This is a genomic window from Rhodopseudomonas sp. G2_2311, from assembly GCF_047501505.1.
GTDB classification, from domain to species: Bacteria; Pseudomonadota; Alphaproteobacteria; order Rhizobiales; family Xanthobacteraceae; genus Rhodopseudomonas; species Rhodopseudomonas palustris_H.
On the sequence record NZ_JAZDRK010000017.1, the window covers coordinates 64,753 to 87,848 of the forward strand.

The 23,096-nt window shown below is 67.2% G+C and carries 21 protein-coding genes; 16 read left to right on the top strand and 5 right to left on the bottom strand.

Going from position 1 to position 23,096, the window contains the following annotated elements:
* Positions 1–107: 107 nt before the first annotated feature.
* The 14 genes from VRZ08_RS19430 to VRZ08_RS19495 all read left to right on the top strand — a co-directional run bounded on the left by VRZ08_RS19430 (position 108) and on the right by VRZ08_RS19495 (position 16,677).
* Positions 108–581: a MarR family winged helix-turn-helix transcriptional regulator gene (locus VRZ08_RS19430; RefSeq protein ID WP_414533575.1), complete on the top strand. Its 474-nt coding sequence runs from the start codon at positions 108–110 to the stop codon at positions 579–581.
* Positions 582–1,034 carry a hypothetical protein gene (locus tag VRZ08_RS19435; RefSeq protein WP_414533576.1) on the top strand — a complete coding sequence of 151 codons (453 nt, stop codon included), beginning with the start codon at positions 582–584 and terminating at the stop codon, positions 1,032–1,034.
* Between the two features lie 26 nt (positions 1,035–1,060).
* On the top strand, positions 1,061–1,606 hold the full coding sequence (locus tag VRZ08_RS19440; protein ID WP_414533577.1) for a cytochrome b: 546 nt from the start codon (positions 1,061–1,063) through the stop codon (positions 1,604–1,606).
* Between the two features lie 120 nt (positions 1,607–1,726).
* Positions 1,727–5,596, top strand: coding sequence for a baseplate multidomain protein megatron (locus VRZ08_RS19445; protein ID WP_414533578.1), 3,870 nt, complete (start codon positions 1,727–1,729; stop codon positions 5,594–5,596).
* A 9-nt stretch (positions 5,597–5,605) separates the two neighbouring features.
* Positions 5,606–6,973: a DUF2793 domain-containing protein gene (locus VRZ08_RS19450; RefSeq protein ID WP_414533579.1), complete on the top strand. Its 1,368-nt coding sequence runs from the start codon at positions 5,606–5,608 to the stop codon at positions 6,971–6,973.
* 123 nt (positions 6,974–7,096) lie between these two features.
* A complete protein-coding gene (locus VRZ08_RS19455; protein ID WP_414533580.1) occupies positions 7,097–7,855 on the top strand; it encodes a glycoside hydrolase family 19 protein in 759 nt (252 codons plus the stop codon).
* Between the two features lie 2 nt (positions 7,856–7,857).
* Complete coding sequence (locus tag VRZ08_RS19460; protein WP_164634687.1) at positions 7,858–8,430, top strand: 3TM-type holin; 573 nt, start codon at positions 7,858–7,860, stop codon at positions 8,428–8,430.
* 111 nt (positions 8,431–8,541) lie between these two features.
* Positions 8,542–9,216 (top strand): response regulator transcription factor, encoded by a 675-nt coding sequence (locus tag VRZ08_RS19465; RefSeq protein WP_011157420.1) that lies wholly within the window; start codon positions 8,542–8,544, stop codon positions 9,214–9,216.
* A 15-nt stretch (positions 9,217–9,231) separates the two neighbouring features.
* Entirely contained in the window at positions 9,232–10,623 is a 1,392-nt protein-coding gene (locus tag VRZ08_RS19470; protein ID WP_414533581.1) for an ATP-binding protein, read from the top strand.
* Between the two features lie 96 nt (positions 10,624–10,719).
* Positions 10,720–11,184 carry an RT0821/Lpp0805 family surface protein gene (locus tag VRZ08_RS19475; protein WP_414533582.1) on the top strand — a complete coding sequence of 155 codons (465 nt, stop codon included), beginning with the start codon at positions 10,720–10,722 and terminating at the stop codon, positions 11,182–11,184.
* 224 nt (positions 11,185–11,408) lie between these two features.
* Positions 11,409–12,812 carry a hypothetical protein gene (locus VRZ08_RS19480; protein ID WP_263991328.1) on the top strand — a complete coding sequence of 468 codons (1,404 nt, stop codon included), beginning with the start codon at positions 11,409–11,411 and terminating at the stop codon, positions 12,810–12,812.
* A gap of 162 nt (positions 12,813–12,974) precedes the next feature.
* Positions 12,975–14,081: a c-type cytochrome biogenesis protein CcmI gene (gene ccmI, locus VRZ08_RS19485; protein WP_414533583.1), complete on the top strand. Its 1,107-nt coding sequence runs from the start codon at positions 12,975–12,977 to the stop codon at positions 14,079–14,081.
* 113 nt (positions 14,082–14,194) lie between these two features.
* Positions 14,195–14,698 (top strand): cytochrome c maturation protein CcmE, encoded by a 504-nt coding sequence (gene ccmE / locus VRZ08_RS19490; RefSeq protein ID WP_107355116.1) that lies wholly within the window; start codon positions 14,195–14,197, stop codon positions 14,696–14,698.
* Positions 14,695–16,677, top strand: a complete 1,983-nt coding sequence (locus VRZ08_RS19495; RefSeq protein ID WP_264076245.1) for a heme lyase CcmF/NrfE family subunit — start codon at positions 14,695–14,697, stop codon at positions 16,675–16,677. Before ccmE ends, VRZ08_RS19495 begins: the two co-directional genes overlap by 4 nt.
* Before the next feature lies 1 nt (position 16,678).
* On the opposite strand, the gene VRZ08_RS19500 is transcribed toward VRZ08_RS19495, so the two are convergent.
* Both VRZ08_RS19500 and VRZ08_RS19505 read right to left on the bottom strand, forming a co-directional pair.
* Positions 16,679–17,155, bottom strand: coding sequence for a helix-turn-helix transcriptional regulator (locus VRZ08_RS19500; RefSeq protein ID WP_263991331.1), 477 nt, complete (start codon positions 17,153–17,155; stop codon positions 16,679–16,681).
* Positions 17,156–17,164: 9 nt separating this feature from the next.
* Positions 17,165–17,407 (bottom strand): type II toxin-antitoxin system RelE family toxin, encoded by a 243-nt coding sequence (locus VRZ08_RS19505; RefSeq protein ID WP_107343890.1) that lies wholly within the window; start codon positions 17,405–17,407, stop codon positions 17,165–17,167.
* 136 nt (positions 17,408–17,543) lie between these two features.
* Between VRZ08_RS19505 and VRZ08_RS19510 the strand changes: the two genes are divergently transcribed.
* Positions 17,544–18,008 (top strand): cytochrome c-type biogenesis protein, encoded by a 465-nt coding sequence (locus tag VRZ08_RS19510; RefSeq protein WP_107355119.1) that lies wholly within the window; start codon positions 17,544–17,546, stop codon positions 18,006–18,008.
* Between the two features lie 116 nt (positions 18,009–18,124).
* Here VRZ08_RS19510 and VRZ08_RS19515 read toward each other — a convergent pair whose 3' ends face one another.
* From VRZ08_RS19515 to VRZ08_RS19525, 3 genes are all read right to left on the bottom strand, one after another.
* Positions 18,125–19,147 carry a formamidase gene (locus tag VRZ08_RS19515; protein WP_414533584.1) on the bottom strand — a complete coding sequence of 341 codons (1,023 nt, stop codon included), beginning with the start codon at positions 19,145–19,147 and terminating at the stop codon, positions 18,125–18,127.
* A gap of 405 nt (positions 19,148–19,552) precedes the next feature.
* A complete protein-coding gene (locus VRZ08_RS19520) occupies positions 19,553–20,041 on the bottom strand; it encodes a ferritin-like domain-containing protein (RefSeq protein WP_107355121.1) in 489 nt (162 codons plus the stop codon).
* A 53-nt stretch (positions 20,042–20,094) separates the two neighbouring features.
* Positions 20,095–21,003 carry a ferritin family protein gene (locus VRZ08_RS19525; RefSeq protein WP_107355122.1) on the bottom strand — a complete coding sequence of 303 codons (909 nt, stop codon included), beginning with the start codon at positions 21,001–21,003 and terminating at the stop codon, positions 20,095–20,097.
* Between the two features lie 367 nt (positions 21,004–21,370).
* On the opposite strand from VRZ08_RS19525, the gene VRZ08_RS19530 reads away from it, so the two are divergent.
* A complete protein-coding gene (locus tag VRZ08_RS19530) occupies positions 21,371–22,942 on the top strand; it encodes a Do family serine endopeptidase (protein WP_164634671.1) in 1,572 nt (523 codons plus the stop codon).
* Positions 22,943–23,096: the final 154 nt, after the last annotated feature.

Sequence of the window (23,096 nt, forward strand, 5' to 3'; positions counted from 1 at the left end):
ATGTCGTGCACGCCGTCAACGCCGCCGGCATTGAACTTCCGTCGCGTCCGGCCGAGCAGGGCGCTCGGCTAATTGACAGCAAGCTGTCAAAATGACAGAATGCTGTCATGATGCAAACCGGTCACGCCCCGTTCGACCATCCCGCCAACGCCCTCGTGCTGGAGGTTTTCCGGCTCAACGGCGCGCTGATCAGGTTCGGCGATGCGCTGGTGAAGCCGCTCGGGCTGACCAGCGCGCGCTGGCAGGTGCTGGGCTCGATTGCGCACGGCCGCGGCACGTTTTCGGTGGCGCGGCTGGCCGACAACATGGGCCTCGCGCGGCAGTCGGTGCAGCGGATCGTCGACGAGCTGGCTGAAGCCGGGCTGGTCGGCTTCGCGCCGAACCCGGCGCACAAGCGTGCCAAGTTGGTGCTGCTGACGCCGCGCGGCGAGCGGGTGTTCAAGCAGGCGAGCGAGCTATGGGCGCCGGTCGCCGACGCGATGATTGCCAGCGCCGATCCGCGCCAGCTGCGCAAGACCCGCGACGCGCTGATCGCGCTGCGCGAACGGCTCGACGAGCAATTCAGTGACAGGAGTGCGTAAATGATCAGGAAGCTTCACCCGATCGCGGGCATCATCGCGTTTCTCACCATCCTCGTGTTCTGGACGTCGACCGTCGTGGTCGAACTCGGCGGCGACGAGGCGGCGATTGCGGCCGTGAAGCTCCGCATCCTGTGGGGCCTCGCGGTGCTGATCCCGGCGATCGCGCTCGCCGGCGCCAGCGGCTTCAAGCTCGGCGGCAAGTCGCCGCATCCGGTCGTCGCCGCCAAGCGCTGGCGGATGCCGTTCATCGCGCTCAACGGCATCGCCGTGCTGGTACCGTGCGCAATCCTGCTGCAGCAGCGCGCCGCCGCCGGTCAGTTCGACCAGATCTTCACGGTGGTGCAGGCGGTGGAGCTGATCGCCGGCGCGATCAACCTGACGCTGATCGGCCTCAGTATCCGCGACGGCTTCCGGCTGGCGCGCCGGTTCGGCCTGTCGGCCGCGGCGCGGTGAGATCGTCAGCAGCCAGGACGATCACGATGGCGCTGCATAGTTCATCCGATCAATACGGCACCGTGGCTGTGACGATTCACTGGCTCACCGCGGTTCTGATCCTGATCGCGCTGCTGACTGGCTTTCGCGCTGCGGCGGCCGAGGAGGCCGCCACCAAGGCGGCGTTGCTCCGGGTGCATCTGCCGGCGGCCGCGCTGGTGCTGGTTCTCACCGTCGTCCGCGTGGTGTGGTGGCTCGGTATCGACAACAAGCCGGAGCCGATCGACGGCGCGCCACGCTTGCAGCAGTGGATCGCGCGCGCGGTGCATCTCATGTTCTACGTGGTGGTGTTCGGCATGATCACGAGCGGCATCGGCATGATGCTGGCGAGCGGAGCAGCGCCGGCGATCTTCTCGCACGAGGTAACAGCCTTGCCGGAGTTCTGGCACTACCGGCCGCGTATCCCGCACGGGTTCGGTGCACGGCTGTTGGTGCTTCTGCTGATCGTGCATGTCGCGGCGGCGCTGTATCACCATCTGCGCGGCGACCGCGTGTTCGGCCGGGTCTGGTTTCCGCGGGGCTCGCAGCCTTAGAGGTTCGCGCGAAACGCGATCCTGAGAATTCAGCGCTCACTCTCTCGACATCGTGCCCGGCCTTGCGCCGGGCATCTTCGTTTTTGACCAACGTTTACGCCCTCGATCGAAGTCAATCCCATGGCAGCTCTCGTTCTTTCCGTCGCCGGCGCTGCGGCTGGCGCGCTGTTCGGTCCGGTCGGCGCGATTGCCGGGCGGATCGCGGGCGCGCTGATCGGCAATGCGCTCGATCAGTCGCTGTTCGGCGGCAGCAGCGATAGCTCGCGCGCGGTCGAAGGGCCGCGGCTCGCTGATCTCGATGTGATGGCCTCGACCGAAGGCGCGCCGATCCCGCGGGTCTATGGCCGCGCCCGGCTCGCCGGCCAGGTGATCTGGGCGACCGCGCTCGAGGAGGTGATCAGCGTCGAGCAGAGCACCACCGGCGGTGGTGGTGGCGGCAAGGGCTTTGGCGGCGGCGGGGGCGGGCAGACCACGACCACCACCACGACTTACAGTTACTTCGCCAATTTCGCGGTCGGACTGTGCGAAGGACCGATCGGCCGGGTGGTGCGGATCTGGGCCGACGGCAAGCCGCTCGATCTGTCGGGCCTCAACGTTCGCGTTCATCGCGGCACCGAGGATCAGGCGCCCGACGGACTGATCGTCGCCAAGGAAGGCGCCGGCAGCACGCCGGCGTATCGCGGGCTGGCGTACGTCGTGTTCGAGCGGCTGCCGCTCGCCGATTTCGGCAACCGGATTCCGCAATTGTCTTTCGAGATCGTGCGGCCGATCGGCGAGCTCGAACAGATCACCCGCGCGGTGACGCTGATCCCCGGCACCACCGAATTCGGCTACGAGCCAGCGACGCGGGTGCAGGTGCTCGGCGCCGGCAGCGCCGCGCCGGAGAACCGCCACGTTGCCTATGCGCCGTCCGACGTGCTCGCTTCGCTCGACGATCTGCAGGGCGTCTGCCCGGGGCTGCAGCGCGTCGCGCTGGTGGTGGCGTGGTTCGGCACCGATCTGCGGGCGCAGGCCTGCACGGTCGAGCCCGGCGTCGAGCGCCGCGACAAGAGGCTCGATCAGGGCTCCTGGTCGGTGGCCGGCGCGACCCGCGCCAGCGCACGGCTGATCTCGCAGGTGAATGGACGGCCCGCCTATGGCGGCACGCCGTCCGACGACAGCGTGGTGCATCTGATCGGCGAGCTGAAAGCCCGCGGGCTGAAGGTCACGTTCTATCCGTTCGTGGTGATGGACGTGCCGGCCGGCAATGGCCTTGCCAATCCGTGGACCGGCGCGGCGCCGCAGCCGCCTTATCCCTGGCGCGGCCGCATCAGTTGCGATCCGGCGCCGGGCGTGCCGGGCTCACCGCAAGGCACCGCGACGGCTGCCGCGCAGGTGGCGCAGTTCTTCGCCGGCGGCGCCTGGAATTATCGCCGCATGATCCTGCATTACGCGCAGCTTTGCGCCAATGCCGGCGGCGTCGATGCATTCCTGATCGGCTCGGAGCTGCGCTCGCTGACGCGGGTGCGCTCGGCGCCCGGCGTGTACCCGGCGGTGCAGCAGCTCGTCGCGCTCGCCGCCGACGTCAAGGCGATCGTCGGCGCTGGCACGCTGGTCACGTATGGAGCCGACTGGACCGAATACGGCGCCGACGTGGTGACGCCGGATGCGTCCGAGGTGCGGTTTCCGCTCGATCCGCTGTGGGCGTCACCGGCGATCGGCGCGATCGGGATCGATTACTACGCGCCGCTCGCCGACTGGCGCGACGACGCCGGCCATCTGGATTCGGCGATTGCTGCCACCACTTACGATCGCGCTTATCTTGCCGGCAATGTCGAAGCCGGGGAGGGCTACGACTGGTACTATCCGGACGCGGCGGCGCGCACAGCCCAAGCGCGGGTGCCGATCACCGATGGGCTCGGCAAGCCGTGGATCTACCGCGTCAAGGACATCCGCAGCTTCTGGTCACAGCCGCATCACGAGCGGGTCGGCGGCGCCGAGCTGGCCTCGTCGACCGGCTGGGTGCCGATGAGCAAGCCGGTGTGGCTGACCGAGGTCGGCTGCCCGGCGGTCGACAAGGGTGCCAATCAGCCCAGCGTGTTTCCCGATCCGAAATCGAGTGAGAACTACGCGCCGTATTTCTCCAGCGGCGAGCGCGACGATCTGATCCAGCGCCGCTATCTCGAATGCCTGATCACGGCGTTCAGCGCCGACGCCCGCAATCCGGTGTCGCCGCTATACGGCGGGCGGATGATCGACCTGTCGGCGATCCATCTGTGGACCTGGGACGCGCGGCCCTATCCGGTGTTTCCTGCCGCCGATGAGGTGTGGAGCGATGCGCCGAACTGGACCAGCGGGCACTGGCTGACCGGCCGGCTCGGCGGTGCGCCGCTCGATGCGCTGATTGCCGCGCTGCTGGCCGATGCCGGTGTCGGCGGCGTCGACAGCCGCGATCTGCGCGAGGGTTGCGACGGCTATGTGGTCGACCGGCCGATGGCACCGCGCGCGATGATCGAGCCGTTGGCGCTGGCCTACAGCTTCGAGGCGGAGGCGGCCGGCGGCGTGCTGCGCTTCGTGCAGCGTGGCGCTGTGCCGGTGATCGAACTGAATGAGGACGATCTGGTGCTGCCCGACAAGGGCGCGCCATGGCGATTGACGCGGGCGCAGGAGACCGAGCTGCCGCGCGAAACCGCGATCGCCTACAGCGATGCGCTGGCCGACTATCGTCGCGCCGCCGCTGGCTCGCGCCGGCTGGTCGGCGGCGCGGCGCGGATGGTGAAGGCCGATCTTGCGGTCGTCACCAACGATGCGGCAGCGGCGCGGCGCGCCGAGATCGTGCTGCAGGATCTGTGGGCCGGCCGCGAGCGCGCCAGCTTCACGCTTGGCTTGCGACATCTGCGGCTCGCGCCCGGCGACGTGGTGGCGCTGACGCTCGCGGGCCGGCGGCGGTTGTTCGAGATCGACGAACTGGTTGACACGAATACGCGGCAGGTGACGGCGCGCAGCATCGATCCCGACGTGTTCGCGCTGCCGCAGCGGATGCCGCGGCCGTCCGCGGTGGCGATCCCGGCCGCGCTCGGCCCCGCGGAAGTGATCGCGCTCGATCTGCCGGTGATCGATGCGACTACGCCGGACGTGCTGACGCGGCTCGCGGTGTTCGCCAATCCGTGGCCGGTGGCGGAGGCGATCTACGTCTCGGCCGATGGCGCGAGCTATCAGCCGCTGGCGAGCGCGGCGGCGCGGAGCATCATCGGCACCACGCTCGATCCGCTGCCGCGCGGGCCACTGGCGCGGTGGGACCGCGTCACCTCGTTTCGCGTCCAGATCGCCGGCGGCGCGCTGGCGTCGCTGTCGGAGCTGCGGGTGCTGGCCGGCGGCAACGCGGCGGCGGTGCAGACTTCCGACGGCGGCTGGGAGATCCTGCAATTCGCCGGCGCCGAACTAATTGACGGCAACACTTATCGACTCTCGCATCTGCTGCGCGGGCAGGCCGGCAGCGATAGCGCGGTGCGCGACCTGGTGCCGGCCGGCGCGCGGTTCGTGCTGCTCGACACCCATCTGGTGCCGATCGCGCGCGGGCTGTCGGCGCTCGGCCGTAGCCTGCGCCTGCGGATCGTCGCGGCCGGGCGCAGCCATGACGATGCGAGTGCGGTCGACCTGACCGTGGCGCCGGGGCTGACCGCGCTACGGCCGCTGGCGCCGGTGCATCTGTCTGCGCGCCGCACCGCCGACGGCGTTCGCATCGGCTGGATCCGCCGCACCCGGATCGACGGCGACGGCTGGGGCGTCGAGGTGCCGCTCGGCGAAGACAGCGAAGCCTATGCGGTCGACATTCTCGGCGGCGGCGCGGTGGTGCGGACCATGCAAACAACCGTGCCGCAGGCGCTGTATCCGGCCGCGGACGAGCGGGCCGATTTCGGCGCGGCGCAAGCCTCGCTCACGCTCCGCGTCGCGCAGCTGTCCGCCACTGTCGGCCCAGGCTTTGCCGCCACCGCCACCTTCGCGCTGTGAGGACTGATCATGACCACTGCCAATCTCGGCCTGCCGCTGATCGAGGCGAGCCAGGCGCAGAAGCACGTTACCCACAACGAGGCGCTGTTCAGCCTCGACGGTCTTGTGCAACTCGCGGTGCTGTCGGCGGCGCTGAGCACGCCGCCGCCATCGCCAAGCGAGGGGCAGCGCTGGATCGTCGCGGCCAGTGCCAGCGGCGCCTGGGCCGGCAAGAGCGGGCAGGTCGCCGCGTACTACGATGGCGACTGGCGGTTCTTCGCACCGAACCCAGGCTGGCTCGCCTACGACCTGTCGACGCAAACGTTGCTCGCCTGGAGCGGCGCGGCGTGGGTCAACGCGCTGGCGGCGTTTCAGAACCTGCCGCTGCTCGGCGTCAACACCACGGCGGATTCCGGTCGGCGGTTGTCGGTGAAGTCCGACAACGTGCTGCTGTCGAACGACGACGTCACGCCCGGCAGCGGCCATATGCGCGTGACCATCAACAAGAGCGCCGCCGCGAAAGACGCCGGGCTGATCCTGCAGGACAATTGGAATTCGCGAGCGCTGCTCGGCCTGCTCGGCAGCGACGACTTCGTCGTCAAGCTGACGCCGGATGCGGCGAATTACTACGCGGGCTTGCGCGGATGGTCGGGGTTGCACGGCCGGCTCGATCTGAAGGACGCACGGCGCCGGCAGCCGCTGCAATGGTCGCCGCGGCCGGGCAGTACCACGCTCGATATGGTCGGCCTCGGCGCTACGCTCACCGGCACCGCGACCGCGGTGAGTCCATCGGCCGGCAATCTGTTTCTGTCGTCGCCGCGGCTCGATCTCGTCTCCGCCGCGACAAGCGGCGCATCGGCCGGGGTGAGCGGATCGGCGCTGACGCTGTGGCGCGGCAATGCCGCGAGCCTCGGCGGTTTCTATTTGCTGATGCGGTTCGGCATCGAGTGGTTTCAAACCAACTGCCGGCTGTTCGCCGGGCTGTATGGCTCGGCGAGCCCGATCGGCAATGCCAATCCGAGCACGCTGCTCAACCTGATCGGCGTCGGTTTCGACTCCGGGGATACGACGCTGTCGCTGCTGACGAACGACGGCAGCGGCGCCGCAACCAAGACCAGCCTTGGCGCCGGCTTCCCGACCACCGGCGGGCAGGATCTATACGAGTTGTTACTGTCGGCCGAGCCGAACGGCGGCGAGATCCGCTACCGTGTCGAGCGGCTGAATTCGGGCGACGTCGCGACCGGCGTCGTCACCAGCGACCTGCCGGCCGCGACGCAATTCCTCACCCCGCATCTGTGGATGAACAACGGCAGCACCGCCGCGTCGGTCAACGTCGCGCTGTTCCAGATGTACGCCGAGCCGGCGGCGCTTCTCGGCTCGCGTGGCGCGATTGGGTAACTATCAAGTCATTCAACCTCGTCATTGCGAGCGAAGCGAAGCAATCCAGAGCGCCGAGCACTGAAGCTGGATTGCTTCGTCGCTGCGCTCCTCGCAATGACGCTCCGCCTCAGAGGCAATCCCATGAAAATCGACGAATCCTTGCTGCGGCGATTGTGGCCGCGGGGCGATCGGCGCGTGGCGGGACTGATTGCCGGCACCGCGGCGGCGTCGGAGAGCGTGTTCGCGCGCTTTGGTATCACCACGCCCGAACTTGCTGCGCATGTGATGGCGCAACTCAGCCACGAATGCGGGGCAGGGCAGGAGGTGGTGGAGAACATGAACTACACCGCGGCGCGGATGATGCAGGTATGGCCGTCGCGATTTCCGACGCTGGCAAGCGCCGCGCCTTATGCGCATGATCCGCGGGCGCTCGCCAACAAGGTCTATAACGGCCGCATGGGCAACCGCGCCGGCTCCGACGACGGCTGGAGCTATCGCGGCCGCGGTGCGGCGCAGACCACCGGGCGCGAGGGCTACGCGAGGCTCGCCGCGCTCACCGGCCTCGACTTGGTCAATAATCCCGAGCTGCTAATCGATCCGCGCTACTTCCTCTTGTGCGGCGTCGCTGACTTCGTCGCTTGCGGCTGTCTGCCGTTCGCGCAGGCCGACGACATCGTCGGCGTCACCCGCCGGCTCAACGGTGGCACCATCGGGCTCGCCGAACGCAAGGCGTGGCTGGCGAGCTGGAAGGCGGCGCTGGCCGAAGCGCCGGTGGTGATCGCATCGCCGCAGCCGTCGCCGCCGCGCACCGAAGTGCCGCCTCAATCGCAAACACAACCGCCGCCGTCGCGGTGGAGCCAATTCGTCGCCGTGCTGCGCGCGGCCTTCCGGAGGAGCTGACCATGGATTGGGCCGATCTCGCCAAACAGGTGATTGCGCTCGGCGCGCCGATGCTGGGCACCGCGCTCGGCGGACCGCTCGGCGGCGCGGCCGGCAAGATCCTGTCCGATGCGCTCGGCGCGTCGGTGCCGACCCCGGAGGTGGTGCAGGCGTCGCTGCCGGCGGCCGCGCCGGAGCGGATCGCGGAGGCCGAGGCGCGGTGGTGCGAGGCGGTCCGCGCCGAGGCGGAAGCCCAGCGCACTGCGATCGCCGAGACCCAGGCGACGATCCGGGCCGAGCTCGCCGCCAGCGACCCGGTGCAGCGCTGGTGGCGGCCGGTGTACGCCTTCGAGCTGACTGCCGAATGCGCCGCGCTGTGGGCGGTGCTGGTGCACGAATTCTGGACCGGCGACGTCGCCACCATCAACGCGCTGATCGGTGCCACTGCGCTCCTGGTCGCCTATTGGGGTTTCCGATTCGGCGTGCTAGGCGTCTATGTCAGCGGTCGGACCCGCGAAAAGGTCTGTGCCGCCACCGGGCAGGACAGCCCGGGTATGATCGACAGGCTGGTCAAAGCGGTCGTGAAGAAAAAGTAATCCGGCGCCGCGCCGTCGTTCACCGCGCATTCACCCCGCCGCCGCTCATCTTCACATCCGTCATGCTGTCAGCGCTTCGCCTGCCAGTGCATCAAACGACCGGAGTTGAAGGTGCGTCTGCTCGTCGTCGAAGATGACCCCGATCTCAACCGCCAGCTCACCACTGCGCTGACCGATGCCGGTTACGTGGTCGACCGCGCCTTCGATGGCGAGGAGGGGCATTTCCTCGGCGACACCGAGCCGTACGACGCCGTCGTGCTGGATATCGGCCTGCCGAAGATGGATGGCATCTCGGTGCTGGAAGCGTGGCGGCGCAACAGCCGCGCGATGCCGGTGCTGATCCTCACTGCGCGCGACCGCTGGAGCGACAAGGTGCAGGGCTTCGACGCCGGCGCCGACGATTACGTCGCCAAGCCGTTCCACCTCGAGGAGGTGCTGGCGCGGATCCGCGCGCTGCTGCGGCGGAGCGCCGGCCACGCCCAATCCGAACTGACCTGCGGCCCGGTGGTGCTCGACACCCGCACCGGCCGGGTCAGCGTCAGCGGCAATCCGGTGAAGCTGACCAGCCACGAATATCGGCTGCTGGCCTATCTGATGCACCACTCCGGCCGGGTGGTGTCGCGCACCGAACTGGTCGAGCATCTTTACGATCAGGATTTCGACCGCGACAGCAACACCATCGAAGTGTTCGTCGGCCGCATCCGCAAGAAGCTCGGCGTCGACATCATCCAGACCGTGCGCGGGCTCGGCTATCTGCTGTCGCCGCCGGCCGCGGACGCGCATTAGCGCGCCGGCGACGCGGTGACCGCCAAACCCTCCCGCCGCGGCAGTTCGCTCGCCACCCGGCTGTTCCTGTCGGCGACCGCGTGGGTGGTGGTGATCCTGGCGATCACCGGCATCGCGCTGTCGTCGGTGTATCGCGGCGCCTCGGAGCGCGCGTTCGATCGCCGGCTCAACCTTTATCTGCGCACCATCATCGCCGAGGTCGCCACCCCCGACACCACCCAGGAGGCGTTCCAGTCGATCGGCGAGCCGCTGTTCGATCTGCCGCTGTCCGGCTGGTACTGGCAGGTGGTCCGCACCGACGGCGAGAAGCCGGAAACCCGCGCCTCGCGGTCGCTGTGGGACCGCAAGCTGCCCCGGCTGGAAGATCAGGGCATCGAGCTCGGTCCGTCCGGCGTGCGGCACGGTTATGTCGACGGGCCGGAAGGCCAGACCCTGCGGATGGTCGAGCGGCCAGTTGATCTCGGCCTCGACGGCAAGTTCGTCGTCACCGTTGCGGGCGACGCCACCGAGATCTTCGAAGAGACCCGCACCTTCGACTACTATCTGGCCGGCACCTTCCTGGCGCTGTCGATCGGCCTGGTGCTGACCACGATCTTCCAGGTCCGGTTCGGCCTCGCGCCGCTGAAGCGGATCTCGGAGTCGATCGCCGACGTCCGGTCCGGCCGTGCCGAGCGGCTGGAGGGCCAGTTCCCGGTCGAAATCGCCACCCTGGCGCGTGAGACCAATGCGCTGATCGAGGCCAATCGCGAGATCGTCGAGCGCGCCCGTACCCATGTCGGCAATTTGGCGCACGCGATCAAGACGCCGCTGTCGGTGCTGGTCAACGAAGCGGGCGCCCGGCCGGGCGACCCGCTGGCCGCAAAGGTGATGGAGCAGGCCGAGCTGATGCGCAGCCAGGTCACCCACCATCTGGAGCGGGCCCGGATCGCGGCCCGGCTCACCGTGGTCGGCACCATCACCGAGGTCGAGCCGGTGATCGAGGCGCTGCGCCGGACCATGGAGAAGATCCACCGCGACCGCGCCATTCAGGTCCGCGCCGAGGTCGCTGCCGGCCTCAAGTTCCGCGGCGAGCGCCAGGACCTCGAGGAGATGGTCGGCAATCTGGTCGACAACGCCTGCAAATGGGCGGCCGGACGGGTGTTCATCGCGGTCACCGGGGAGAAGAGCGACGAGCCCGGCGGTCCGCCCAAACTGCGGATCGTGGTCGACGACGACGGTATCGGGCTATCGGCTGAGCAGCGCGCGCTGGTCGCCCGGCGCGGCAAACGGCTCGACGAGAGCAAGCCCGGCTCCGGCCTTGGATTGGCAATTGTCGTTGATCTTGCAGCGCTTTACGGCGGCGAGCTGAAGCTCGACAACGCCCCGATCGGCGGCCTGCGCGCCGAGCTGACCCTGCCTGCGGCATAACGAGCCCCGCGATTGCCACAGGGGCGCCAGAATTTGCATCTTGTTTTCCTTAACGGTTATGGATGTAGGCTGTTGGCCTTCGGGGAGCCGTTGGGGATGACCATGACGTCTTGGGGGGTGAAGCTGCTGTTGCTGCTCGCCGGCGCGCTGGCGCTGGCCGGGTGCGATCGCACGTCCGGGCTGGTGGCCCGGGTGGATTCCTTCACCAGCACCGCGACCTCGGATTTCGGCCGCAATGACGGCAGCGCCGCGGTCGATGCCGCCGCGATGGGCGGCCTGATCGGACCGAAGATCGGCGCGCTGCTCAATGCCGAAGACCGCCGGCTGGCCTATGCGGCCGAGCTGGAGGCGCTCGATCGCGGCGAATCCGGTGCGCCGGTGGCGTGGAAGAACGCGTCCTCGGGCCGCTACGGCAACATCGTGCCGGGTCCGGTCTATATGAAGCAGGGCTCGACCTGCCGCGGCTATTCGCACGCGGTGACGATCGGCCAGCAGATCGAGATCTCCCGCGGCACCGCCTGCCGCGCCAATGACGGCGCGCCCTGGACCGCCCAAAGCTAGCCTTGCGTCCGCCAGCTGAGGTGTTGGAAAACGAAACTTTCCAGCACCTTATCCACATGAGCGGCAGTGTCAGAAGAGTGTGAATCCAGCGTTCGACGCGGTCACCTCAACCCCTTCTTAACATCGCCGTGGCTATCTCTGGAGGGTAGCGCCGTGGCGTGACGGGCACCGTGCGAGCGGTGCGCAAGTCCACGCGTGCGGACAGCCTGCAAACCATTGGGCGCATGAGCCAGACACCCACCGAACGGCTGAGAGATTATCTCTCCCAGCTCCCGCCGCAGTCCCAAGCGCTGCTGATGCGGGAATTCGAGCGTGCGCTCGAACGGGGCGAGGATGTGGCGGTCGCCAGCTTCGTGCTGGAGGAGTTGCGCAAGATCGTTCGCGGCTCCGAGGACGACAACAAGCCGCGCTCCGATGATCCCGCCCGGCTGATGTTCCGGGTGTTGGAACCGTTCCTGATCGATCCGAAGGAAACGCCGCGGCCCGGACAGCTCCGGCGCTCGTCGCTGACCTCGGTCTGGCAGTGGCTGGAGCGCGAGGGCATCCCGGATCAGATCCGCGAATTCGAGGCCGGGCTGATCGGCCTGCGCGGCGCGCCGGCGTCGCAGGTCGAGCAGCTGGTCCGCAAGCTGCAACAGGCCGCGGCCGCCGCGATCGACAAGCTGATCAACCCCGAGCCGGGAGTCGACCGCCAGCGCACGATGTCACGTGTCGGCCCGCCGTCGGCGGTCGAAGATCTGGCGCCGATCGGTGCGGTGCTGAAGAACCGCGACGCCATCGACACCTTCAACGGCAAGCTCTCCAGCAACCTGCGGGTGTTCGGCGACAGCCAGGTTAATTCGATGATCGCGGCGCTCAACGTGCCGGCGCTGCAAACGCCGATCCTGCTGCCGTTCGCGTTGACGCTGATCCTCAACCACCTCAATCAGCCGTGGCAGATCGTCCGGTTGGCCATCAAGGTCGCCGGCTCGGACGACGAGATCAAGGTCGCTGCCACGCCTTACGGCGTCGCCGTCACCATGGCGATCCAGGATCTGGCGCGGCTCACCGCCGATCTGCGCGAGGAAATCCGCCGCGGCCACTACGGCAACGTCGCCGAGAATCTCAAAGTGATTCACGACGGCATTCGCGGCCTGCGCACCGAGCTCGACATCCGCAGCGACTCGTCGTGGGGCAAGCAGCTCGCCGCGATCCGCGTCGACATCTCCAATGCGGTGAAGTCGGAGATCGAGAGCGTGCCGGGCAGGGTGCGCCGGCTGCTGCGCCAGCGTCCCGACAAGGACATCGCCAGCGGCGCCAGGCTCGACCAGCTCGAGGTCGACGAGACTGCCGCGCTGATCGATTTCGTCGCGGTGTGCCGCACCTATGCCAGCGAACTTGCGATCAACGAAGTGACGCAGCGGACCTATTCCGAGCTGCAGCAATATGTCGAGAAATCCACCGACGCGCTGGTGCAGTCGCTGCGCGGCTCCGACGCCCGGGTGAAGCCGTTCCGGCATCAGCAGGCGCAGGCCGCGGTCCGGTTCTGCGAATTGCTGTTCAGCCACGACTACGCCTCGCTGATGAGTCGCGCGGTCGAAAACGCCATGGTTGTAGTGGAACGCAAGCCGGCGGCGCGGGCGGGCTGAACTCCCCTTTGATTCAAATCAAGTTTCGTCCCCTGCGGCGCCTTATCCGGTGCCGCAAATGTCAATTGCGGCTATCGTCCGACCATGGTGTAACCCGCCCGGATTTTCGACCTGCCGGGCCGGTGCCGCGGCTCCATAGTCTTCACCCGGAACCTCGCTCGAATGGCGCTTTGGTTTGTGTTCGCGATGATGACGGCCGTGGCGGTGTTCGCCGTGCTGTGGCCGCTCGGGCGTAGCGTCAAGGCGCAGCGCGATGGCAGCGAGGCGGCGGTCTACAAGGACCAGCTCGCCGAAGTCGACCGCGACGCCGCGATCGGGTTGATCGGTCCCTCCGAAGCCTCCGCCGCCAAGGTCGAGATCGGCCGCCGGCTGCTTGCCAGCGCCGAGGCCGAACGCTCGACGCCGACCACCACCCGCCGCGGCCTGCGCCGCATGGTCGCGGTGGTGGCGCTGATCGGACTGCCGGTGCTGGCGATCGCTGTGTATCTGCCGCTCGGCTCGCCGATGCTGCCGGACGAACCGCTGGCCGCGCGTGCCAAGGCGCCGCCGAGTTCGCAGCCGCTCGACAATCTGGTGGCGCAGGTCGAGGCGCATCTGGAAAAGAACCCGACCGATGGCCGCGGCTGGACCGTGTTGGCGCCGGTGCTGGCCAAGACCGGCCGGTTCGACGATGCGGCGCGCGCCTATCGCAATTCGATTACTTACGCCGGCGAGACCGCCGACCGCCGCGCCGATCTCGGCGAGGTGCTGACCTCGGCGGCGGGCGGCGTCGTCACTGCCGATGCCAAGACCGAGTTCGAGCGTGCGGTCGCGCTCAATCCGGATGAAGCCAAGGCGCGCTACTTCCTCGGCCTTGCGGCCGAGCAGGATGGCCGCCCGAAGGACGCCGCGACGATCTGGCGCGCGATGCTGGAGAAGGGGCCGGCCGACGCGCCGTGGCGGCCGATGCTGCAGACCGAGCTCGCCCGCGTCGACGGCACAGCCAAGCAGCCGGCATTGCCGGAAGGCGCGGCCGCTGCCGTGCAGAACATGAGCGAAGCCGAGCGTGCAGCGATGATCCAGGGCATGGTCGCCAAGCTCGCCGCGCGGCTCAAGCAGAACGGCGACGATGTCGACGGCTGGCTGCGGCTGGTGCGCGCCTATATGGTGCTCGGCGACACCGACAAGGCCAAGAGCGCGCAGACCGAAGCGCGCCAGGCGGTCGCCGACAAGCCCGACCGGCTGAAGCAGCTCAACGAAGGCCTCAAGGGCCTCGGGCTCGACGGCTGACGATTGCAGCACGAACGATGTGGTTTCGACATCTTCGTCAGACAAACACTTCGAGCGACGCCGCCAAGCGTCGCTTGTGAACATCCGGTAGAGGACGCCGAGGCGAACGAACCATGACGCGTAAACAGCGGCGGTTGTTGATGATCGGGGGCGCGGGCGTGGTGCTCGTGATTGCGGTGGGCCTGGTGCTCAACGCGCTGCGCGACTCGATCGTGTTCTTCTCGACGCCGAAGATGGTCGCCGAACAGCACATCGAGGCCGGCCGACGGTTCCGGCTCGGCGGCGTGGTCGAGCCCGGCTCGCTGCAGCGTGGCGAGCAGCTCCGAGTGTCGTTCAAGGTCACCGACGGCAGTGCCACCCTGCCGGTCGCCTACAAGGGCATCCTGCCGGACCTGTTCCGCGAAGGGCAGGGCGTAATCGCCGAAGGCTCGCTCGACAAGGCCGGCGTGTTCGAAGCCGACACCGTGCTTGCCAAGCACGACGAGAAGTACATGCCGAAGGAAGTCGCCGACGCCTTGAAGAAGGACGGCCACTGGAAGGACGACTACGGCAAGAAGTCGCCCGGTGAGACCACCGCCGGCCAGACCTCGGCGAATGCGGCGGAGGGCGGCAAATGATCGCCGAGGCCGGGCACTACGCACTGGTTCTGGCGCTGGCCCTGGCGCTGATTCAGTCCACCGTTCCGCTGCTCGGCGCCCGGCTCAATGACGGCGCGCTGATGAACGTGGCGCGCTCGACCGCGCTGGTGCAGCTGTTGTTCGCCGGCCTGTCGTTTACCGCGCTGGTGTGGCTGCACGTCACCTCCGACTTCTCGGTGGTGAACGTCTACGAGAACTCCCACTCGATGAAGCCGCTGCTCTACAAGATCACCGGCGTGTGGGGGAACCACGAAGGCTCGATGCTGCTGTGGGTGGCGATCCTGGCGCTGTTCGGCGGCCTGGTCGCGGCGTTCGGCAACAACCTGCCGCTGTCGCTGCGCGCCCACGTGCTGGCGGTGCAGGGCTGGGTCGCGACCGCGTTCTATCTGTTCATCCTGATTACCTCGAACCCGTTCGCGCGGATCGCCAATGCGCCGGCCGAAGGCCGCGATCTCAATCCGGTGCTGCAGGATATCGGCCTCGCGGTGCATCCGCCGATGCTGTACCTCGGCTATGTCGGGTTCTCGATCTCGTTCTCGTTCGCCGCCGCGGCGCTGATGGAAGGCCGGCTCGACGCCGCCTGGGCGCGCTGGGTGCGGCCGTGGACGCTGATCGCCTGGATCTTCCTGACCCTCGGCATCGCGATGGGCTCGTATTGGGCCTACTACGAACTCGGCTGGGGCGGCTGGTGGTTCTGGGACCCGGTCGAAAACGCCTCGCTGATGCCGTGGCTGGCCGGCACCGCGCTGCTGCATTCGGCGCTGGTGATGGAGAAGCGCAACGCGCTGAAGGTCTGGACCATCCTGCTGTCGATCCTGACCTTCTCGCTGTCGCTGCTCGGCACCTTCCTGGTCCGCTCCGGCGTGCTCACCTCGGTGCACGCCTTCGCCACCGATCCGTCGCGCGGCGTGTTCATCCTGATCATCCTGTGCGTATTCATCGGCGGCAGCCTGACGCTGTTCGCCTGGCGCGCGTCGTCGCTGAAGCAGGGCGGGCTGTTCGCGCCGATCTCGCGCGAAGGCTCGCTGGTGTTGAACAATCTGTTCCTCACCACCGCCTGCGCCACCGTGTTCGTCGGCACGCTGTATCCGCTGGCGCTGGAGGTGCTGACCGGCGACAAGATCTCGGTCGGCGCGCCGTTCTTCAATCTCACCTTCGGCCCGCTGATGGTGCCGCTGCTGGTCGCGGTGCCGTTCGGTCCGCTGCTGGCGTGGAAGCGCGGTGATCTGATCGGAGCCGCGCAGCGGCTGATCGCCGCCGGGGTGGTGGCGCTGCTGGCGGTCGCCTTCGTGTACGCCTGGGTTCATGGCGGCGCGGTGCTGGCGCCGCTGGCGATCGGGCTCGCCGTGTTCGTGATCGTCGGCGCGCTGGTCGATATCGCCGAGCGGATCGCACTGTTCCGCGGTCCGCTGTCGATCTCGCTGCGCCGCGCCTCCGGCCTGCCGCGCTCGGCCTGGGGCACGATGTTCGCCCATGCGGCGCTCGGCGTGACGCTGATCGGCATCGTCTGCGAGAGCACCTGGAACAGCGAATACATCGCGGCGATGAAGCCGGGCGACAGCACCAAGCTCGCCGGCTACGAATTCAAGTTCGAAGGCGCCAACCAGCGCCAGGGCCCGAACTATCGCGAATTGCTGACCCAGTTCACAGTCACCGAAAACGGCCGGCTGATCGGCGGGATGGCGCCGTCGAAGCGCAGCTTCATCACCCGCGGCTCGTCGACCACCGAGGCGGCGCTGCTGACCCGCGGCTTCAGCCAGCTCTACGTCTCGCTCGGCGACATCAACGAGCAGGGCGCAGTGACGGTGCGGATCTATCACAAGCCGATGGTGCTCTTGATCTGGTTCGGCCCGATCCTGATGGCGCTCGGCGGCCTGCTGTCGCTGTCCGATCGCCGCCTGCGGGTCGGTGCGCCGAAGCCCGCCAAGGCGCCGCGCGTGCTGCAGCCGGCCGAGTAGGCTATTCGTGACCTCGGCTTCGCCGCGTCTCCGCGACGGCCTTCCTCTGTGTCGCAACGCGCTGCGGGTCGGCCTCCTGCATCGAAACTGCGATTGACGAGAGCAGATCGAACGGGACGCCGAGGCTGGCTGCGATCTTGCGATGCAGTTCAAACGGCCCTTTGCGCTTGCCGGTTTCGAGGTCGGACAGATAGTTCTGAGTGATCCCGACACCTTCGGCTGTGGCGAGCTCAGCCTGAGTCAGCCCACGGAACTGACGCAGCACACGGATCGGGTTTTCGCCGGAAGCCAATCGCTCGACGACTTCGATTGGCAGCATCGGTGCACCATCGGCGACGTCGCGCTTCGCTTGGGCGACCAACCGCGCGGTGCCGGAGTCCTCGAGGCTTTCGCGCTCGATCTCCTTGAGGCGTTCGTACTCGGCGCGCGGCAGGATCGCCACTTCGCCTTCCGCCGTCGACTTGAATTTGACTTTCATCGATCCCTCTCAATCGTAGATCTCGCGTCGGTGACCGACTGCGGCGATTACGATCTGTTCGTCGTCCTCGTAGAAGATCACCCGCCAATCACCGACCCGAAGTCGGGCGCCGGCTTGGCCCTTGAGCTTTTTGATATCGCCCTGGCCCGAAGCCGCGAAAACGTCGAGTTTGGCGCGTATCCGTAGCCGAACTTGCGGAGCAAGCTTCAGCCATTGGCGTGTCGCTGTTGGCGTAAACGCAATGGGACGCATGTATCAATATCGCACAATGCGATATTGATGTCCAGCCCTGGTCCGATTGCCGCGAGGCTCGAAACTCTGGTAGATCCTTGCGGCCGAACCGGTGGAGTTTGATGTGAGGTTCCTGCGCGCCTTTTTCCTGTCCTTGATGATATTGGCATTCGCGGCGCCGCTGGCGCATGCGGTGCAGCCCGACGAGGTGATGGCCGATCCCGCGAAGGAAGCGCGCGCGCGCGAGCTGTCGCGCGAGCTGCGCTGCATGGTGTGCCAGAACCAGTCGATCGACGATTCCGATGCGACGCTGGCCAAGGATCTGCGGCTCTTGGTGCGCGAGCGGATCGCGGCCGGCGACAGCAACAAGCAGGTGATCGATTATCTGGTGTCGCGCTACGGCGAATTCGTGCTGCTGAAGCCGCGGTTCGAGACGCACACGCTGCTGCTCTGGCTGCTGCCGCCGCTGGTGCTGGTCGCCGGCGGCCTCGGTCTGTGGCTGCACATCCGCCGCCGCGGTCGCGACGCCGCCCGCGCCACCGACGCCCCGAAGCCGCTCAGCGCCGACGAGCAGGCCCGGCTCGACAAGCTGCTGGCCGAAGGCGCGGATCAAGCGCGCTAACCTTTCAGCAGAGTGGCGAAGTGTTGGAGGGCGGTCCGGCATTCAAGCCCACCTCACTCAAGGACCCGGTCGCCGTGGCGGCCGGGTCTCCCTTGAGATGACGAGATCGGTGGGAGCTACTCCGCCGCGATCGGCTTCGGCATCGGACCGAGCTTGACGCCGTCCGGATAATACTTCCAGCCGTCACGGACCTTGATCTTGTCGTCCCAGGGAAGCGTGTAGTTGCCCTCGGCGAGATCACGTACCCAGGTCAGGTAGTTCGCCTTCTCGCCGCCGGGCTTGCCGACATAGGCGCGGCAGCCGAGGTTGAAGATGTTGTTCTCCAGCGCCCAGTTCTCGCGCGCCTTGTCGACCAGGCGGGGGAATAGCTCGGCGGTGACGATCTCCCAGGGATTGCGGTGGCCCTGCTGGATGACGTTGCCGTCGTAATTGCACACCGTACCTTCGCCGAAGTAATAGAACACGCCGTCGTAGCCGGCCAGGTTCACCGACATGGTGTACATCAGGTTCTGCCAGGCGTTGGTCCGGTTGGTCCAGATCCACTGATCGTTGACCTGAGTCGAATAGCCGGAGATCCGGATATAGACGTTGGCGCCCTTGTAGGCGGCCTCGCGCGCCAGCTCCGGGAACATGCCGTCGTGGCAGATGCAGACCGCCAGCTTGGCGCCCTTCGGGCCGTCGCACACCGGCATGCCGTAATTGCCCGGCGACCACGGCTCGATCGGCACCCACGGCTGCAGCTTGCGATAATGCAGCGCCAGTTCGCCGTCGGCGTTGATGATGATCGCGGTGTTGAACGGCGGCAGCGACGGATCGTCGTTGCGCTCCATCAGCGAGAACACGCCCCAGACCTTGTTGCGCTTGCACGCCGCCTTGAAGGCGCCGATCTCCGGTGAATCCACCGTCAGCAGCATCTCGTCATAGGTCCAGATCGCGGTGTTGAGACCCTGAGTCGAATATTCGGGGAACACGATCAGATCGAGATCGGGGTAGCCGGCTTTGGTAGTGTCGACCGCGCGGCAGATCTGCTTGACCTGGGTTTGGATATCCTTCGGCCCGCTGACCACCGGCACGGGATATTGGATCATTGCGACGAGCAGGGCTTCGTCCCACGCGCTTACGCTTCCGGTACTTGCCATAACTTGGCTCCATGTAACGTTAGAACGTCAGGTCTATGGAACCGCAGCGGTCGGTGGCGAATACGCTGTTCTACGTAACGTGCTTCGTAATCTTGAGCAGAGACGATCGGATAATGCCTTCAAGCCGCATTGGTTACCGTAGCCATCGTGGAAACGGATCTGACAGGCAGTGGTAATTGGCGCGATCAAAGATCGTGGCAGGATCGGGATTGGCCAGCCATCGCTCCAGCACGGTGATAACGCGGTCGCGGATCATCGATGCGAGCATGCCGACGATTGCGATCTGCTGGCCACGACTTTGCACCGCGTCTTGCGATCAGATCGCAGTAAATGGTGGCGAGGCCGTCGTCGGCCTCGCGCAGTTCGATCGGATGGCCAGTCGGCGGGGCTAGGAGCCGCCGCGGCTTAGAACGGCGTAATTTCCATCGGCAGCGGCTTGCCGGCCTTGTGCAGCGCGATCCAGCGGTGCAGTTCGGCGACGTGACCGCTTTCCTCGGCGACGAATTCCTTCGCCAGCATCTTGATCTCGGGATTGTCGGTGGTGTCGAGGACGTTCTTGTACCAGTCGAACGCACCTGTCTCGGCTTCCAGCGCGATCTGCAGCGCGAGGTCGCGGCCGATGAACGGGTCGGTGCCCCAGATCGCGGCGGCTTCCGGGCTTTCCAGGCCCGGCCATTGGAAGTCGCCGGGCTCCATCTGCGGGATGTCGCGGAAGCCGGCGCGCGCCTGCGCATCGGCCTGATGCATCCGCGAGTAGTCCGCGAGCTGGCGGAACAGCTTCGATACTTCCTTGTTGCCGCAACTATCCATCGCGTCGGCGAGCTGACCGAACCGCAGCGCGGCTTCCTGCTCGAGCTTGATCGAATGCGCCAGAAACTCTTCGACTGTTTCCATCGTCGTCTCTCCTTGTTCGGCCGTCGCCGGAGTGGCGACGGCCGTCGCTGTCGTCAGGCGTTCTCCGCAGCCTTGGAGGCGTGCTTGAGCGACCATTCCTCCTGGGTGATCCAGGCCTCGAGAATGCGGACGTGCTCGGCTTCTTCGTTGACGAATTCCTTGGCCGCCGCGGCGACCTCGGGCGATTTGGTGGTGGCTTCGACCGCGCGATAAAACTCATAGCCGCGCCGCTCGCCCTGCAGCGCCGCCTTCAGCGCGCCGAGCCGGGTGAGGGTGGTGTCCGAGGCCCACACCGCGGCGCGTTCCGGCGTCGCATGGTCGGGCCAGGCGTAGTCCGGCGGCACGTTCTTGCTGAGGTCGACGCTGCCGGCGCGCGACTTCACTTCGGCCAGGTGCAGCCGCGAGAAGTCGGCGAGCTGCGCGAACAGCTTCGCCACCGGCGCGTTGCCGGCATCCGCCATCGCCTTGGCGAGGCTGTCGTAGTGCAGCGCGGCGTCTTCCTCGACCTTGGCGGCGTAGCTGAAGAACTCCTGCGGCGTGTTGATCTCCATGCCGCCCTTGTAGTGAGCGGCGGCCGGCGTCACGGCGAGGCGCTGCGGCTTGGTCTTGTCGCCCTCGAACCGCACCAGGATGTCTTCGTTGCGGACGAAGCACTGGCAGGCGAGGCGATAGCGCGGCGGGATGTCGTTGACTTCGGCGTTGGCGATCTCGTCCTTGGTGATCTTGCCGAGCTGGCGCAGCACTTCCTTTTCCTTCTCGGTCAGCGCCACCGCCGACTTCGCTTTCGGATTGAAGTGCTCGACCTGCACCAGGCAGGAGCCGCATTCGCCGTCCTGGCAGTCGAATGGAATCGGAATGTTGTGCGATTTCGCAACCGCCAGAATGGTCCCGCGATCGCCCGCCACCGCATACACGGTGACGTCCTTCGCCATGACCGGGGATGAGAAGGTAATGTTCGCCACGTCGCACTCTCCTGTCGTCAGGGGTTGATCGACGCCTTGCCGGCGCCCTCCGGCAGCGCCTTGGCAAGAACCAGGCCAGCGGTGATCACTAAGTAATTCAGTAGTTGCAGCGCATGGGCGATCCCCGGCTGCGACCAAAGGCGGATCGGATTCCCGACACGAATGTATGAACGGCGACAATTCTGCGGGCCGGCGCAGGGCGGGTAAGCGACCATCCGTCGCGCCCCGCGGCGGCCGAATACCGCCAAAATTACAAAAGTTTAATTCCCTCGCCAGACCGCCGTAAGGCTCCAGCCCCCATCTTCCGAAGCAACGGTGCTGATCAGTCCGCACCTTCCGTTTCAACTGGTCTTCGGAGCCTCACGCAATGCACGATCGTCGTCCCGTCCTGTCCACGCAGTCTTCGCACCGGCCGTTGTCGAGGTCGCTGCTGTCGGCGCGCAAGTTCGCGCTGATGGCCTCGGTCGTCGCCGGTCTCGGCGCGGGCGCTGTCGGGCTCGGCCATGGTCCGTTCGATCTGATCGCCACCCCGGCGCATGCGCAGCAGGTCGGCGCCAACGTCCAGCCGTCGCAGCAGCCGGTCGGTTTCGCCGACATCGTCGACAAGGTGAAGCCGTCGGTGATTTCGGTGAAGGTCAACATCGCCGACAAGATGGCCAAGAACGAAGACCGCGAGGACTTCTCGCTGCCGCCCGGCTCGCCGATGGAGCGCTTCTTCCGCCGGTTCGGCGGCGAGATGCCCCCCGGCCTGCGCGGCCATCGCGGCGGCGGCATGATCACCGGCCAGGGCTCGGGCTTCTTCATTTCGGCCGACGGCTACGCGGTGACCAACAATCACGTGGTCGAAGGCGCCGACAAGGTCGAAGTCACCACCGACGACGGCAAGACTCACAAGGCCAAGGTGATCGGCACTGATCCGCGCACCGACCTGGCGCTGATCAAGGTCGAAGGCGCGTCGAACTTCCCGTACGCCAAGCTGTCCGAAGGCAAGCCGCGGATCGGCGACTGGGTGCTGGCGGTCGGCAATCCGTTCGGCCTCGGCGGCACCGTCACGGCCGGCATTGTCTCGGCGATGGGCCGCGACATCGGCAACGGTCCGTATGACGATTTCATCCAGATCGACGCGCCGGTGAACAAGGGCAACTCCGGTGGCCCGGCGTTCAACACCGCGGGCGAAGTGGTCGGCGTCAACACCGCGATCTACTCGCCGTCGGGCGGCAGCATCGGCATCGCGTTCTCGATCCCGGCCAACACCGTCAAGGCGGTGGTCGAGCAGCTCAAGGATCGCGGCACGGTGAGCCGCGGCTGGATCGGCGTGCAGGTGCAGCCGGTGACCCCGGAGATCGCCGACAGCCTCGGCCTGAAGAAGGCGGAAGGTGCGCTGGTCGCCGAGCCGCAGTCGAACGGCCCCGCCGCCAAGGCCGGCATCGAGTCCGGCGACGTGATCACCGCGGTCGACGGCACCTCGGTGAAGGACGCTCGCGAGCTCGCCCGCACCATCGGTGCATTCGCGCCGGGGCATTCGGTGAAGCTCACCGTGTTCCACAAGGGCAAGGAGCGTGAGCTGACGCTGACGCTCGGCGAACTGCCGAACAAGATCGAAGCTAGCAACAACACCGACCGCGGCGATCGCGGCGGCGCCAATCAGGGCCTGGACCTGCCCAAGCTCGGCCTGACGCTGGCTCCGGCCAGCTCGGTCGCCGGTGCCGGCAAGGACGGCGTGGTGGTCACCGACGTCGATCCGAAGGGCGCCGCGGCCGATCGCGGGTTCAAAGAAGGCGACGTGATCCTCGAGGTCGCCGGCAAGAACGTGTCGAGCCCGGCGGATGTCCGCGACGTGCTCGCCACCGCGAAGACCGAGAACAAGAACAGCGTGCTGGTCCGGGTCCGCAGCGGAGGCGCCTCGCGCTTCGTTGCCATCCCGATCGCCAAGGGCTGATCGCCCGCGCTGAGAAATTGGAGAGTGTCGCCGGCAATCGTCGCCCCCAGCCGACGGCGCTGTCCCGGGGACGGGTCCCAACCCCGCTCGTCCCCGCCTTTACACCTTCCGGAAGGAGTTCAGCCCCCCTCCGTCGGAAGGTCTAGGCGGGCGG